This window comes from Ignavibacteria bacterium (assembly GCA_017303675.1).
GTDB lineage: Bacteria > Bacteroidota > Ignavibacteria > Tepidaquicellales > OLB5 > OLB5.
The window spans coordinates 1,482,183-1,499,096 of the sequence record JAFLBX010000001.1; the positions used below are offsets into that span (position 1 = coordinate 1,482,183).

8 protein-coding genes are annotated in these 16,914 nt (G+C 37.2%); 3 read left to right on the forward strand and 5 right to left on the reverse strand.

Features of this window, described 5'->3' with window-relative positions:
• The first annotated feature begins 7 nt into the window (after window positions 1-7).
• Together J0M37_06630 and rnr are read left to right on the forward strand one after the other, a co-directional pair.
• Window positions 8-4,606, forward strand: a complete 4,599-nt coding sequence (locus tag J0M37_06630) for a translocation/assembly module TamB domain-containing protein (GenBank protein MBN8584756.1) — start codon at window positions 8-10, stop codon at window positions 4,604-4,606.
• A 16-nt stretch (window positions 4,607-4,622) separates the two neighbouring features.
• Window positions 4,623-6,746 carry a ribonuclease R gene (rnr, locus tag J0M37_06635; GenBank protein MBN8584757.1) on the forward strand — a complete coding sequence of 708 codons (2,124 nt, stop codon included), beginning with the start codon at window positions 4,623-4,625 and terminating at the stop codon, window positions 6,744-6,746.
• A 5-nt stretch (window positions 6,747-6,751) separates the two neighbouring features.
• On the opposite strand, the gene priA is transcribed toward rnr, so the two are convergent.
• Genes priA through J0M37_06650 form a run of 3 tightly spaced genes read right to left on the reverse strand, consistent with a single transcriptional unit; the run spans window position 6,752 to window position 11,964 of the window.
• Complete coding sequence (priA, locus tag J0M37_06640; protein MBN8584758.1) at window positions 6,752-9,259, reverse strand: primosomal protein N'; 2,508 nt, start codon at window positions 9,257-9,259, stop codon at window positions 6,752-6,754.
• Window positions 9,260-9,314: 55 nt separating this feature from the next.
• Entirely contained in the window at window positions 9,315-10,271 is a 957-nt protein-coding gene (trxB, locus tag J0M37_06645) for a thioredoxin-disulfide reductase (protein ID MBN8584759.1), read from the reverse strand.
• Window positions 10,272-10,305: 34 nt separating this feature from the next.
• Window positions 10,306-11,964: a tetratricopeptide repeat protein gene (locus J0M37_06650; protein MBN8584760.1), complete on the reverse strand. Its 1,659-nt coding sequence runs from the start codon at window positions 11,962-11,964 to the stop codon at window positions 10,306-10,308.
• A 179-nt stretch (window positions 11,965-12,143) separates the two neighbouring features.
• Between J0M37_06650 and J0M37_06655 the strand changes: the two genes are divergently transcribed.
• Window positions 12,144-13,943 carry a T9SS type A sorting domain-containing protein gene (locus J0M37_06655; protein ID MBN8584761.1) on the forward strand — a complete coding sequence of 600 codons (1,800 nt, stop codon included), beginning with the start codon at window positions 12,144-12,146 and terminating at the stop codon, window positions 13,941-13,943.
• A gap of 68 nt (window positions 13,944-14,011) precedes the next feature.
• Here the strand turns inward: J0M37_06655 and J0M37_06660 are convergent, their stop codons facing one another.
• Together J0M37_06660 and J0M37_06665 are read right to left on the reverse strand one after the other, a co-directional pair.
• Entirely contained in the window at window positions 14,012-16,384 is a 2,373-nt protein-coding gene (locus tag J0M37_06660; protein ID MBN8584762.1) for a TonB-dependent receptor, read from the reverse strand.
• Complete coding sequence (locus J0M37_06665; protein MBN8584763.1) at window positions 16,384-16,884, reverse strand: hypothetical protein; 501 nt, start codon at window positions 16,882-16,884, stop codon at window positions 16,384-16,386. The genes J0M37_06660 and J0M37_06665 overlap by 1 nt, the downstream gene beginning before the upstream one ends.
• Window positions 16,885-16,914: the final 30 nt, after the last annotated feature.

Here is a 16,914-nt window from a genome sequence, read left to right on the forward strand (position 1 = left end):
CTGCTATTTGGCTGAAGAAAAAAATATAGTTACTAAACAGGAAAAAAAAATACCGCCCGTAAACAATAACGGCGCTGTTAAGGGCAGGAAAAAATTTCGTTTTTTTTCTTCACTTATCCTGATTTTTGCAATTCTATTGTTGTTCTTAACCCTACTGGTTTCTGTAACCCAAACCTCATTTTTCAGGGATTTTGTCAAAGGCTATCTTGTTGATATGATCAATGAAGATTTTGCAAAAAAACAATCTTCATTAAAGATAGGCGGACTTGATGGAAATTTCTTCAGTGAAATAATCATAACCGATGTTTTACTGACTGTAAAACAGGATGAAATGATTAAGCTTGATAAGGTAAAGCTTAATTTTGATATTTTCGGTTTAATGAATAAAACTGTCGAAGTTACAGAAGCTGTAATAAATAATCCAACTGTTAACTTCGTAAAAATTCCCGGTAATAACGGTGATTCTCTTTTTAATTTTGTTTATCTTTTTTCTTCTGAAGATACAACAAAAGATACTTCTGATTTTGAATGGAAAATTAATGTGAAAAGACTCAGGCTTGAAAACCTGAATTTTACAATGCTTGGTTCAAAACCCGAAGACCTGCCTGTAAAAGACCTTAAAGTAATTAATGCCCCGAATTTTACAACGGAGAATTTAAGGATTAACTCTTTAACACTGGAAACCCGTGCACAGTATGATAAAAATGCGATCCAGCTTTGGATAGATCATCTCAGTTTCCGCTCAAATTTCGGGTTTGATCTCAAAGGGCTCTCAGGTGATTTTTATATCTCAAAATCCCGTGCTGAAATTAATAAACTGAATATTGAAACTTCCAGAAGCTGGGTACAAATGCAGTATGTATTCATTGATAAGCTTGATCTTATGAATGTAGAAGGTCTTCCATCATTTAAGGGTAAAGATCTCAGGCTTAGCCTTGTGGGTAAAAATTTCGATTTTGATGACCTTAAAGCATTTTTGCCCGCTGTGGATTTTCTAAACGGAAATCTGTTTTTTGAGCTGAAAGCAAAGGGAAAATTTGATGATATCATTGTTGAAACCTGCAGAATAGAAACACCGAATACCAATATGGGTTTTTCAGGCAGAATGGTTAACCTGATTGATCCCGAAAACCTTTGGTTTGATGTTAAAAGCAATGAATTCCGCATAGACCCCGTTGATACAAAAAGATATACTCCCGGGCTGCCGATACCTGACTATACTCACGTAGGTGTTGTAACAGGAAATGTATCTTATAAAGGAGAACCCCTGAATTTTGAATCAACATTTGATGTACAGTCTTCAGTAGGCAATGCCAAAGGGTTCTTCAATCTTAACCTTACAACCCCTAATTTTAATTATAATACATCAGTTGATGTAACAAAAGGAAATATTGGCAAGGTAATCAAAAACCCCAAGCTGGAAAGTGATATTAACGGGCATGTTGAAGCTGTAGGAAGCGGGTTTGCATTAGGGGTCATTAATACTACCCTTAAATATGAATTAAGAGATACTAAATTACTCGAGCAAAAGATAGATAAATCACAGGGTGTTTTAAATTTGAGGGGATATAATGTTGAAATGGATGTTCAGTATGCCTCCGGAAAATTTGATGCCGGTGTCAAAGGTCAGGTCAATATCCGTGATTTCAATAACCCTGTATATTCACTTAAAGGACAGGTCAAGAACCTGGATATTTCTGCAATTACAAAAAATAACTCCGATAAAAGCAGCCTTACTTTTGCTTTTGACGTGAACGGTAAAGGGATTTCGCCTGAAAATATTGAAGGAACTTATAATATCAATCTTGCTAATTCTTATTACGGCAATTATGATTTTATTGCTACACCCGTTGACCTCAAAATATCCACTTCAGGATCAAGTGATTATATTACTTTAAGCTCAAACCTGGTAGATTTCAATGCTAAAGGAAATTTTAAAATTGCAGAAATAGGCGATGTTATTGCCGGCAATATTGTAATGATTCAAAATGAAATTTCAAAGAAATTCAGGCTTGATACATTACTTCCGGTGCAAACTGCAAAAATAGTTACATCAGATATGGATTTTACATATGATCTTAAAACCAAAGATCCGGATGCAATTTCCAAAATGTTCTTTCTGAGTGATATGTATTTTAACGGCAGTGTTAAAGGGAGGATACGGAACTCAGCCAAAGGCTTTGAGGGGACCACCTCGGTTAATCTGAATCATTTCGCTTATAAAGATACTGTGTTTTTACTCAGAAATTCCAAAGCTGAGTTTAAACACTTCAATGACTATACTATTTATCAAAATGATAATAAAGGTGATTTTGATTCATTTAATTCTTTAATTACATTTACTGCCGATACTCTGAGATTAAGCTCGAGAACTTTTGATAGTGTAAAAACTGTTTATAAGCTTGAAAACGAGGTACAGCATTATTCAATATCGGGTGCACAGGATTCAACTATAGCTGTTATGCTTGGCGGTACTATAGACCTGGCTTCTGATTCGGTAACGTTATATATAGATACGTTACTTGCAAGCTATAACAGAATCGACGCAAACAACTCGGGACAAATGAGCATCAGTTATCATCCATTTTCAAAAGATCAGCGAATAGTTTTTGATAAATTCACCATTCAAGGCGACTTTCTGAAGCTCAATGCCGGTGGGTTTTATTCATTTACAGATTCAAGCAATGTGTACTTAGAAGCAGGGAATATCAGTATTCCGGCAATAATGGAGCTTATTTATAATCCCAAGAACCTTTATAACAAGAAAGGTAATATTGATGAATATAAAACTCCCTTTAAAGGAAATATCAGAAGGTTACTGCTTACATTTAAGGGAAATATGGATAATCCCAGCCTTGGACTTGAATTGAATACAAGCCTTCTTCGCTATGATAACAATAAAGTGGGCAGGGTAGATGCTTTTATTGATTATTCAGGTAACAACCTTTCAACCGATGTTTTAATGAGCAATGCTCAGGGACAGGGCAGGCTGAGGCTGACCGGTAATGTTCCTTTCAACAATCCGTTAAAAACACCTGATAGTTCAACTTATATGACTGTTTTAACCAGTCCGCTTGATCTTAACCTGAAAGCAACGAACTTCCAGATAAACTTTTTCTCGAAAGCTATTCCGAATTTTACTGATCTCAGGGGATTTTTAGACGGCGAAATATCAGCAAAAGGAACCATTGCTGACCCGGTTTTAACAGGGAATGCAAATATTACCAAAGGAAGATTATTCTTTACATGGAATGGGTTATATTACAGGTTTGAAACAAGCCTGAAAACAGATCAATCAGACCTGATTGTTGAAAAATTCTCAATCTATAATGACAGGGATCAATCAAGGCACATTGATGTTTTCGGCAAAATAAATTTTGCCGGCTTAAGCGTAAATGATATAGACTTAACAACACAGGGCGATATGTATTTCCTCGATGGTTCTTCAATACAGAACAGGTTCGGTTTTTACGGAGAAATGCTCGGCGGGATCGGAACCCCGCCAATAAGGATAAAAGGCAATCTCAGGAATTTGCTTGTATCAGGGCAGCTTGTTATTAAAAGCGCAAAATTATTTTTCCCTGCTATTTCAAGCCTTGCTTATGATATATATTCTGATGATTTTACTTACAGGATTCTTACAGATTCAACCGGATTTAAATTCCTTGATACCACCATTACAGTTTCAGAAGAAGATATAGGAAATCTTGATCCTTTTTTAAAATACAATTACATTCTTGAAAAACGTGAGCCAACTGTAGCAGATTACATTACTTATGATCTTGATATTCTTATGGAAAAGAATATCGCAGTAAATGTAAATATGAACAGCCTTACCCGTGAAGAGCTTAATGGAGAATTCCAGGGGAATTTAAGGCTTGATAATAAAACGCCTGACCGAAGGTTCCAGCTTTTCGGAAGATTGAACATTGTAGGTGATTCCTATTACAGGTTCTATAAGAATTTTTCTATAAGAGACAGCCATCTCGATTTTAACGGGGATTATAATAATCCATCCCTCTCGATAAAAGCGCAGTATAAAAATATCAGGACTGTGGATAATAACCAGGAAATAATGTTCGTTAATCTCGATATTTCCGGCACCCGGTATCAGCCTAAAATTACTTTATCACTTGAAGATGAAAACGGAAATAAAAAAGAAGGCTCTGAAGCGCAGGCAACAGCAATATCGTACCTGCTGTTTGGATCACTTTTAAATACATCAGGACTAGGTGCTACTGCACTGACTAACCTGGGAAATAATTTTGGTTCAGGCCTTGCTTCTTCTTTGTTATTCAAAGCTTTGCGGAATATTGCACCGTTTATTGTAAATACAGAAGTTATTTATAATGGCGGGAATATCAGTAATACTGATATTAAAATTACCTCAGCTTTTGGCGATGCAATTGTTAAATTCGGCGGAAAAATTCTTAGTAATATCAATAATCTGGAGGTAAGCCTTGAATATCCGCTCAATAAGCTTTTTAAAGTCAATGTATCCAACAATTTACTCATCCAGATTTCACGATCATATAAAAACTCACTTTTTATAACAGATCAGGGGTTTGATAACCGAGCCGGTTTAACCTATAAGATCCGTTATTAACATAATTTAAAATAAATTGTCCGGAAAAAAATCAGAAGAGCTGAAACAGCAAATTTCAGGTTTATTCAGAAAAAATCCATCCCTTTCTGTAAAATTCAATATGCTGTTTAACAAGCTTAGAGTTAATAAATCACTTAAAGCTGAAGTAAGAACCCTGCTAGCCGAACTGGTAAGAGATGGTGAGCTTCAAAAGAACGGCAAATATTATGAATATAACGGAAGAACTGATTTTTATGAAGGGATTATTACACTTGATAAAAAAAATGAATATGCCGCTGAAATTTCGACTGATCGGGGGACATTAATCCTGCCGATAAGAAAGAAAAACCTTATGACAGCGCTTACTGGCGATAAAGTTGAAGTTACTATAATAGAATATGCCGGAAGCAATGAACGCGAAGCCATAGTTGAAAATATTATTGAACGGGTTAAGCATACTGTTGTAGGAAAGCTTGAGTTCAGCAGCAAAGGAGAAGATTATGCATTCGTTATCCCTGATGACAGAAAATTCAGAAAAGATATATTTATCCCAAAAGCGGCTCTTAAAGGGGCGGTGAACGGTGATAAAGTCATTTGTGAAATTGTTAATTGGGAATACCAGGACCTTTCACCCGAAGGCAAGATCACTAAAATACTCGGCAAAGCCGGTGATGTAACCACGGAATTTAAAGCGCTTATAAAAAAGTACGGGCTAACTAAAACTTTCCCCAAGAATGTTAGGGAAGAATTGAAGAAGCTGGAAGAAGACGGGTTGTTCGAAATTTCTGAGGCTGAAATTAAGACACGTAAAGATCTGCGAAATGAACTTATATTTACTATTGATCCGGTTGACGCCAAAGATTTTGATGATGCAATCTCGCTGGATATATTGAGCAGCGGAAATTATTACCTTGGAGTGCATATTGCAGATGTCAGTCACTATGTCACAGAAGGCTCTGCCCTTGATGAAGAAGCGCTGCTGCGGGGAACAAGTGTATACCTGATGAACGATGTTGTTCCTATGCTTCCCGAAAAGCTTTCCAATGATATTTGTTCATTAAAGGAAAAGGTTGACCGCCTTGTATTTTCCTGCTTTATGGAAATAGATAAAAAGGGCAATATTATTAAATATGATGTATGTAAATCAGTTATCAACAGTAAAAAAAGATTTACATATGAAGAAGTACAGAACATTCTGGATAAACAGGAAGGAAAATTCCTGCATAAGCTTAATGAAATGAATGAGCTTCACAGGATACTTTTTAAACGCAGGCTTGATGAAGGAAGTCTTGATTTTGAATCTACTGAGGTTAAGGCTGAGATCGAGAACGGATTGATAAAAAGTATAAAGCCTAAAGAACGGCTGGAATCTATGAGGCTTATCGAGGATTTTATGCTGGTTGCAAATAAATGTGTAACCTTGTTTGTGGAAAGACAAAAAAGAAAAATTCCGTTTATTTACAGGATACATGATACCCCGGATAAAAAGCGCATTGTGGAGCTTTCACAATTCGTAAAACAGTTCGGCATCAGGCTTGATCCTGAAAATAAACGCTCTATCCAGAAAATGCTGATGGAAATTGAAGGCAGGCCGGAAGAGTATCTAATAAATGATATTACAATAAGGGCAATGTCAAAGGCAATTTATTCCGAAGAAAATATCGGGCATTACGGACTTGGTTTTGATCATTACACTCACTTTACTTCTCCTATCAGAAGATATCCTGATCTTATTGTACACCGCATTTTATTTGATATTTTAAATGGAATGAATGCAAAAAAATCGGCTCATTACAGCAAAGTTCTGCCGGATATCAGCAAACAGTCAACCGATAGGGAAATAAACGCTGTTCAGGCAGAACGTGAAGCAATAAAAATTTTACAGTGCCAGTATATGGAAAACCAGGTCGGCATGATATTGAACGGTATCGTTTCCGGCATTTCTGAATATGGTATTTATGTGGAAATTACAGAAAGTATGATAGAAGGTATGGTAAGGCTCCGCGATATGAACGATGATTATTATATATTAGACCAGCAGAATTACCAGATAGTTGGAAGGAACAGAAGAAAAAAATACAGGATCGGCGATAAGGTCAAGGTTAAAGTTCATAAGGTTGATACTGAACACAGGTGGATTGATCTCGCATTTGTTAGATAAACAACTCAGTAAAAGCTCAGTGGATCAACATCTATATTTATCCTTTCTCCCGTTCTTAGCTTTAATGAAGCTGTAAATTCATTCAAACCCCTTATCAAAGTTTCACTTTGCGAAATGGTATCCCCGGTCGTTTTCATAACCTTAAGTATAATATGCATTCTGAAAGTATTTTTGATCTTATAGATCAATGCCGGTGCAGGTTTTAAAAGCTCAATATATATCTCACTTCCCCAGCCCGTAAGTGTATTATTAAGAAAGTGGTAAATTTTCCAGGAGTGATTATTCACACTTACCTGGTTAGGAGAAGATACTTCGATAAGTATCATCTTTGAAAATGGCGGATACCTGTGAAGCTGCCTGTGTTTAATTTCCTTTTCAAAAAAAGCAGTATAATTATGTTCTTCAACAAGCGGGAAAATATAATTATCGGGGTTCATAGTCTGAATGACAACCAATCCGTCATCACTTATCCTGCCTGACCTGCCTGAAACCTGCATCAGAAGCTGAAAAGTTTTTTCTGATGCCCTGAAATCAGGTATATAAAGCCCGATATCAGCGGATATTACGCCAACAAGGTAAACATTCGGAAAGTCGAGCCCTTTTGAGATCATCTGCGTGCCTATAAGAATATCGAACTCACCATCATGAAAGCTTTTCAGGATCCTGCGATGCGCATCTTTTCCTTTAACAGTATCCGCATCCATTCTCATGCTTCTTGCTTCGGGAAAAAGCCTCTGTATTTCTTCTTCGATCTTTTCAGTTCCAACACCAACAAGTTTCAGGTTATTGCTGCCGCAAATTTCACAATTTGTAAGCAGGTTTTCTGTTGAACCGCAGTAATGGCACCTTAAGTTATTTTTATGCTTGTGATATATCATTGTTATATCACAGTTCCTGCACATTTTTACTGTGCCGCAATCAAGGCATTGCTGGTAAGCAGAGTATCCTCTGCGGTTTTGCATTAAAATAACTGATTGTTTTTTCTTTAATGCCGAATCAATATAAGCTATCAGCCTTGAAGAAAGTACACGCTGTTCCTGTGTTTCATATTTTTTATACTTGCTCGGATTCCTCAGCTCATCAAGCATATTAACAATTTCAACCTTTGGCTGCTTTGTTTTTAATGCACGGTGGGGAAGCTCTAATAATGAATATTTTCCGGCTTTATAATTGTAAAAACTTTCCATTGAAGGTGTTGCTGAACCCAGTATAATAACAGCATTGTTCAGCTTAGCCCTTACTATTGCTGAATCACGGGCATTATATTTTGGGTTCTTTTCAGTCTGTTTATATGAATGGTCATGCTCCTCATCGACAATTATCATTCCAAGGTTCTTCAGCGGAGCAAATAAAGCTGAACGCGCTCCAATCACGATTTTTATCTCGCCTGATCTTATCCGCTGGTAAACATCAAATCTTTGGCCTTCAGAAAGTTTGCTGTGTATTACACCGATAATATCACCGAAATATGTTTTAAACCTGTGAATAAGCTGAGGCGTTAAAGAAATTTCCGGCACAAGGACTATGGCTGTACGGTCATTATTCAACACATTCTGAATTGCTTCGATGTAAACCTGTGTTTTACCGCTGCCTGTTACACCGAAAAGCAGGTATGTTTTGAATTTTCCAAGTGAAGAGTTAATTTCCTTAAGCACATTTTTCTGGTCTGAATTAAGCTCTATGATTTTTTTGTCATCGCTGAATTCCTGGTTGCCGGAACGGTTCACCTGCTTTTGTATTAGTGTCACGAATTCACGTTTTTCCAGTGATTTAAGTACTGAAGGCGCTGAACTCGTAGATTTAAGTACATCTGAAGCTTTAGCTTCTGAGATCTTATTTTTTACAAGGTATTTTAATACTTTCACCTGGCAGGTAGAACGGAATTTGTTTTCTTTAAAAAAAATTTCAAGGGATGCCTTTGAATAATCCCTGAATTCTTCAAGAAGGTCAAATCTTACATATTTTTCAAATTTTGGTTTAGCTGTTTCTGTTGATAAAACAAATTCCTGCACCAGAGCCCCGCTTGCAGTTAGTGAATTTACCGCATTTCTTACGCTTGCTGATTTCAGTTTGTTTTCAATTTGTTTTATCGAGAGGGTCTTTTCTTTAAGTAAAGATATTATGTTCTTCTGAAGCTGTGTATAATTTGAATTGGGTATGTTTTCTGATGCTGAATAAAGTATCCTGGTTTCAATATTCACCCCTTTGGGAACTACAGCAAATACCACTTCACCGATCGGGGCAATGTAATATGCAGAGATCCACTTGCAGAAGCTCAGCATTTCATCATTCAGTAAAGGAACGGGGTCCAGAACTTTTTTGATATTTTTCAGCTTTGTAAGTTCTGTTTTATCGCTTACTGAAAGTACAATTCCTGTTATATCTTTATTGCCGAATGGCGCTAAAACGCGAACTCCCGGCAAAACGCTTTCTCTAAGTTCTTCGGGGATACTGTAAGTAAAATGAGAGCTTACCGGTATATTAAAAGCAATATTTGCGAATTTTTCTTGCATAAAAAAGGGATAGAAGTTCATTCTATCCCTGCTAAAATATCAATAAAAAAATTAATTAACCGTGATGTTCAGTTGATTCAAGATACCTTTCAACATCTATAGCAGCCATACAGCCGGAACCTGCCGCTGTTATAGCCTGCCTGTAAACATGATCCTGGGCGTCTCCGCAAACAAATACACCCGGTATATTGGTGTTTGTATTAACTTTGCTGGTTTTAATATATCCGGTTTCTTCCAGTTCTATTTGACCTTTAAAAATATCTGTATTTGGTTTATGTCCTATTCCAAGAAAAATACCTTCAACTTCATGGTCTTTAACTTCCCCGGTTTTTACATTTTTAAGCCTTGCATGGGTGACCCTTTTTTTGCCGCCTTCATTAACACCTATAACTTCTTCAAGGACGGTATCGGTTACCAGCTTGATCTTTGGATTTTTCATAGCTCTTTCAAGCATGATCTTGGAAGCGCGGAATTCTTCTCTTCTGTGAACTATCATAACCTCTTTGCCGAATTTTGTCAGGTAATTCGCTTCTTCCATAGCCGTATCACCGCCGCCTATAACTATTATGCGTTGATCTTTAAAGAAAAATCCGTCGCATGTAGCGCATGCTGATACGCCAAATCCCATGTATTCAGATTCCGATGGAAGCCCCAGTAGCTTTGCTGAAGCGCCTGTAGCTATAATAACAGATTTTGCAAGATACTCTTTGCCTTCTACGTATAGTTTGAAAGGAGCTGAGGAAAAATCAACTTTATCAACATATTTAAACTGGCAGTCAGCTCCAAAACGCTGAGCCTGTTTACGCATAACATCCATAAGCTCCGGACCCATAATTCCGTGTTCAAATCCGGGATAATTTTCAACTTCTGTTGTAATGGTTAACTGTCCACCGGGCTGCATGCCTTCAAATACGAGGGGTTTTAAGTTCGCGCGTCCTGTATATAATGCGGCGGTTAAGCCGGCCGGACCCGAACCGATTATAATAACATTGTGTACATTCTGATCACTCATTTTAGTATAAAATTAACATTAATAGAATATAAAATTATTTGTACTTATTTACTTTTTGTTTTATAGTTTCATTGGAAGGATTAAGGCTTAATGCTTCATTCCATGCTTTTAATGCTTTTACAATTTCACCCATGGCTTCATATACATCGCCCAAATGGTCATATAGGGTTTCATTTTTACCAAGCTTGATAGCTTTTTCAATATATATAACAGCGTTTTTGTAATCTTTTAGCTTGTATAATATCCAGCCGTATGTATCAAGGTAAGAAGCATTATCGGGCTCTTTTTCAAGAGTTTTTTTGGACATCTCTTTTGCTTCCGTAAGCTTTTCACCAATTTCAGAAAGATGATATGCATAATTGTTCAGCAGTAAAATATTGTCGGGGTGATATTTGAAAGCCTGTTCATACAGCCTTGAGCATTCCTCGTTCATCCTGAGGTCATCGTAAACCAAACCCAGGTTGCTTAAAGTATTAAGATCAGAAGGGTTCAGCTCAAGCGCTTTTTCAAGCGGCTCAAGCGCAGAACGGTTATCGCCCAATCTGTAGAATGAATTGCCAAGCAGGTAATTTAACCTGAAATCATCCGGAAATTTATCAGAGCCTTTTTTGAATACTTCAGCTGATTTTTTAAAATTATTTTTTTCGTAATAGTAAAATCCAACCTGAACGTATAGTTCAGCCGATGTATCAGTTGCTGCGATCAGATTGTTAAATCGTTCATCCGCATCCTGAGGGTTATCAAGTGCATCCATATAAATAAGGTAATATTTCGGCATCCACTCACCGGGATATGCGGATTCAAGGTTCTGCAGAATATTCCGCGAAACACCTAATGCTTCTTTATCTTCTGCCGAAGCCTGGAAAAATGCAATGGCAACATCCATCTTTGTCATGAAATCAACACTGTCGCGGTTCAGCAGCTTGCTGTATTTATCAAATGCTTCCTGGTTCTTATGCTGCCTGAAATAAAGCTTTATAACCTCGGTCTGCACATCCCTGTTGTTTGGGTTTGTGCTTAAAATTTCTTCATATATCCTTATCGCATTATCATAATCAGGGATTTTTACATACGTGGCTGCCGCAGAATATTTCAGGTTCAGATCTGTCGGATTCAAAACAAGAAGTTTTTCTACTGTAGCTGCTGTATTGGCGTAATCTTTGAATGATTCATAAATATCTGCCATTCTTAAAAGAACAGTTTCATCGTACTGGTAATTTTCTGTTATGTTCTCATAATATTTCAGGGCTTCAGAAGGCATTTTAAGGGCTTCATACATTCTGCCCATATTATAAATAATATTAATGTCATCCGGATTTTTGTCTGAAATTTCCTTAAGGTATTTTAGAGCGTTGTTATAGTCTCCTAATATTATATAAGTATCAGAAACGTGTTCCTTGTAATCCATGTTATTTGGATTAATCTTGATGGCTTCAAGACCGTACTCCAGCGCTTTTTGATGCTGCGTTACGTTTGAATAGAGCTTCGAAAGCGCAAAGTATATTCCTGCTGCTTTTTCAATTTTCAGGGCATCATTGTATTTGCTTATTGCAGCAAGGTAATTATCCTTCAGTTCAAGGGTTTTAGCTTCAATAAACAGCTCTACAGCCTTTGGGTTTGATGGGTCATCCTGAGCATATAAATTGCTAAAAACAGCAAAAAATATAACAAAATATAAGAAAATTCTTTTCATTGGAAGCGTAAATATAGCCTTATACATTTTTAATAACAAAGTAAAAATGCGGTTTATTGCCTGAATATCAATAATTATAGTGTAAAATATTACTAAAAAAGTTAAATTAGTTTACATATTAAACAACATATAAAAAAAATAATAATTCCATATTTAAATTGTTTCATAAAAATAAAAAAATGAAAAATTTTAAAGTTTTATTACGGGTTTTTATATTCTCATTTTATTGTATCACAGGTTCAGGTTTCAGCCAGTTTTTGAATCCTGTTTATAATCAGCCTGTGATACCGGATGTGATGGGATATGTTAATATTCTTGAAACAAGCGGAAACGATAATTACAATACAGTATATAACCTGGATTCATTCCCGTTATTTTCCGGATTTCCTAAAACTCTCTCAGGTACAACATTTGAAGGCGGCATCCTCTGCAACATGGATAGCGATAACGATCTTGAAATTGTATTTAATATCGGTTTTACTGTGCAGGCGTGGAATTATGACGGATCAAGCGTAAGCGGATGGCCTCAGACAGTTGCCACCTATGGACTTGAAGGAGCGCCTGCTTTCGGTGATATTGACGGCGATGGCATAGAGGAAATAGTTGTAACAAATCACGGGTTAACATCCGGCGGTTTCATTTATGCATACAGAAAGAACGGGACACTTGTTCCTAACTTTCCTATAAACCACGGTTACAGCTCCAGGACCCCTGTGCTTGCCAATATGGATAATGCCGGCGGACTTGAGATAATTGTAAATAAAAGGCTTTCAGGTTCAGGTGAAGTTTGGATATACCGCGGCAATGCAACTACATTCCCCGGATGGCCGAAAACTTTAAACCATGTTCCGGCATCAAGCGCTGCTGTTGGTGATATAACCGGTGACGCTTTCCCTGAAGTGGTGATGGAATCATATTCAGGATTGTTCGCATGGGGACCTGACGGTAATCCTTTGACAGGCTTTCCTTATCTGATGCCCAACAGTGATGTAAACTCCTATTCATCCCCTGTACTTGCAGATGTTGACGGCGATAATGTAAGGGAAATTATCTTCGGAACTCACGTTCTTGGCGGCGGAGGTTACGTATATATTTTAAAAAATAACGGTACAGTATTAAGCGGATGGCCAAAGCCAACAACACAATGGATCTACGGTCCGCCTGCCGTTGGATATATTGACGGAGATAACCTGATCGATATAGCTGTCGGAGATCAGGTATTAAGCGGTTCACCCATTGATCAATTGTACGCGTGGAATAAAAATGGTGACCCGCTCGCGGGCTTTCCAATACCACAGCTTAATGCAATTAACAGCCAGGTAACTATTGCTGATATTGATAACGATAACAGTATGGAGCTGATTTGTGATGATAATACACAAACAGGCGGGAGAGGGAAGTACCTGGCGTTTAATCATGATGGCACTCCCGTTGCAGGCTGGGATGTAAATACATCAGGCGCTACATTTTTTACAACCCCCATGCTTGGCGATGTGAACCGGGACGGAATACTTGATATTGCCGGTGCAGGATGTGTTACTTCTCCAGCAACCGCTAACATTTATTTATGGAATACCGGTTCACCGTTTACTGCAAATAAAGTAATTATTCCAATGTGGCAGTATAACAGCAGGCATAACGGAGTTTATGGCGATAATCCGCTGGTTGGAATAGTACCCGTTTCAAATAATATTCCGGAGAGCTTTGAGCTTAAACAGAACTATCCAAACCCGTTCAATCCCGTAACTAAGATCAGATTTTCCGTTCCATCCGGAAATTCCGGCTCAGGGAGCTTGTTGGTTAAATTATCAGTATATGATATAACCGGAAAGTTAACTGCAGTGTTGTTAAACAGTGTACTTCAGGCAGGGGAGTATGAAACGGAATTCAATGCTTCGCAGCTTTCAAGCGGTATTTATTTTTATGAATTGAATGCTGTTGGTTTGAAGCTGACAAATAAAATGGTTCTTGTTAAATAAGGTAAAGATTATTCATCCGATGAACTGCCGGAGCAGTCAGGCTCTAAGTCATCGGATGAATATTGAGATCAAAACTCAACTCTTATTCCTGAATTAAAATTGCGGTTAGGCGCCTGGGTTCTTTCAAGCTCCTGGTAAGATTCATTTAACACATTGTTTACTGCAAAAAATATCGTTGCATTGCTGAAGAGCTTTTTGGTAAGCTTCATATCCATAAGAAAATATGCTTTAGGCTCTTCATATTTATAAAACAGGTCTTCTTCAACATCGCTTACATATTTTCCGGTTATATTGAATGTAAAATCAAAATAACTCAGGTCTGTATGAAAATTCAAAATATGTTTAGGCTTATAAGGCAGGTATTCATCTTTTCTGTTAACTGAAAGGTCTTTGGCATCAATTAAGCTGTAATTGAAACCGAATGAGTACCCGAGGTCTTTTTTCAGTAATTTAAGTGAGCTTGAATAATCTATAAGGAATTCAAGACCTCTAATCTGCGCTTTTGCTATATTCTGAACCTGGAAAGGACCGTAAATTCCGCCGCCTACATTTACATACTGTATCAGGTTATCGTATTCATTAATATATGCTGAAATATCCAGTGTAAACCGTTTTTCATACTGCTTGCGGAAACCAAGCTCTATAGATACCATTTCTTCAGGCTTTAGATCGGGATTAAAAATGAAATCAAATCCGCCGAATAATTCTTTTTTAAAATACAGCTCCGCTATTGAAGGAGCGCGAAACGCCCTGCCTACAAGAAACCTGAATGAAACATTTTTGAAAATTTCGCCATTTGTAACCGGTGAATACAAAAATGAAAGCTTGGGGCTTGCCTGGAGGAACTGATTCATGCCGACAAACTTGTTATAATCCAGCCTGATGCCTACTGTTGTTGAAAGTATGCTGTTACCTTCTGGATCTTCTATGATCTTATGCTGATCCTGCGCAAAAACAGCAAAATTGTTCATTTGCTGGTTACCGTATAATATAGCTTCCGGATCTGATTTTACTACGTTCCACTGAATATCCGTTCCTGCAATAAAATAATTTTTCTTTGAAAACTGCAGGTCGAATTGTGATATATTCCCGAAATTATATGAGGTTATATAAGTGTTAAACCCTTTTGAGGGATCCTGAGCGAATAAAATTGTGACCGGATTCTTTGGATTATAAAATGATACGCTGTTAAGCTTGTAGTAATAGAACCTGGATGTATATTTTGTGTTCTTTCCGGGAATTGCAGTATAAAAAGCATCGATACTCTGTGTTTCTTTATCAATTTTATCGCCAATGTAATAATCAGCTACCCTGTACGGCATTGAATAACCGCCCGGATCTTTGCGCCAGTAATGAGGGTAGTCTCCTTTGGATTTTGTATATTGAAGAGTAATTTCAAGATCACGGTTATTAATTACATCATACATTATTTTGGCAAGACCGCTGTAAAAATTATAACCGGTCTGCATTGCATGGCCGTCATTCTGCTTATAATTAAAATTCACCATGTAAGCAAGCTTGCGGTATGTATTGCTGTGAAGCAGGTCAAACCCTGAAAATGACCTTAAACCGTTCGTATACTTAAGGCTGTCATTGAGCTTTTCATAAAATCCGAAATTAGCGTTAATACTTGTAAATGATTTATATGTCGGCTTTTTGGTAATAACATTTACAACACCGCCTATTGCCGATGAGCCGTATAAAGATGAAAACGCTCCTTTAACCACTTCGGTGCGCTCAATAACGGAAACCGGGATCAATGACCATAATGCTCCTTTTGAATCACCGGTCAGTGACGGCCTGCCGTCAAGCAGCAGAAGAACGCGGTTTCCTATCCCGCCGCCGGCAACATCACTTGAGCCTCTTATGGATAAACTTTGTACGTTTATTCCGCTGGTCTTAAAGATAGTTACACCCTGAACATCGCTTAATACATCATCAAATGTCAGCGGGTTGCGGTTTTTAATATCATCAGATGAAACAATTGAAATTGATGAAGGTGTTTGCTTTAATGTAAGCTCTGTTTTTGTAGCTGTTACATTTATCTTGTCTGTTTCAATGTTTACAGGTGTAAGGAAGATATTGATATTTTTAATTTCATTTGCGCTGATGGTAATATCTGTCAGCTCTTCTTTTTCGTATCCAAGCCTGGTTGTTGAGATCTTATATATTCCCGCAGGTACACTTTTGAACTCAAAGTTACCGATAAGGTCACTGCTTGTTTCAGCTTTGAATGACCCGGAACCGTCATTTGATTCAAGCTTTATTTTTGTATAGCTTACAAGACCGTCATTGGTCAGGTCAATTACCTTACCGGTAATTTTGGCAGCATACTCTTCAGCGTAACAAAGGTTAAATGAAATTAAAATAAAGCACAGCACTTTGCTTATTTTAAGCAAAGTGCTGTTTGAAAAATCATATTTGTGTGAAAAGAGTTTCATTAAAAGATTTTATTAGTCGTATCTGCCCAGCTTAAGAAATTAATATTACCAACTCCTGCATTGTTTGTTATAGTTGCTTTTAGGGTTGGTGAAAATAAGCATGACATAGAATGTAAAGTATCGCATCCATATATACCCATTATTGGACTTTGTCCCCCGGACATTTTTCTGAAACCAACTGAAATTACATAGTTTCCGTCAGTTAAACCAACCAGTTTATAATTATATGCAGATTGACCTGCAACTACACTAATAGTATCATAAGCAGATGGACCTGCCATTGGAGGCCAGCCTGATTCCGGATATGCTGAAATTAAATATGAACCTGAATCTATGAAACCTGTTTCAACGAATGTTACTGTTCCATTAACAGAATTTGCATCATAAGTAGGAGTTGTGTTGTTGTTTGTTGTTGTATCGTCACCGCAGCTGTTAATAATAATACCCACAAAAGCCACAATAACAAATAATCCCAAATGTTTTAATAATGTCTTTTTCATTTAAATTTATTATTGATTTTGAAAATTAGT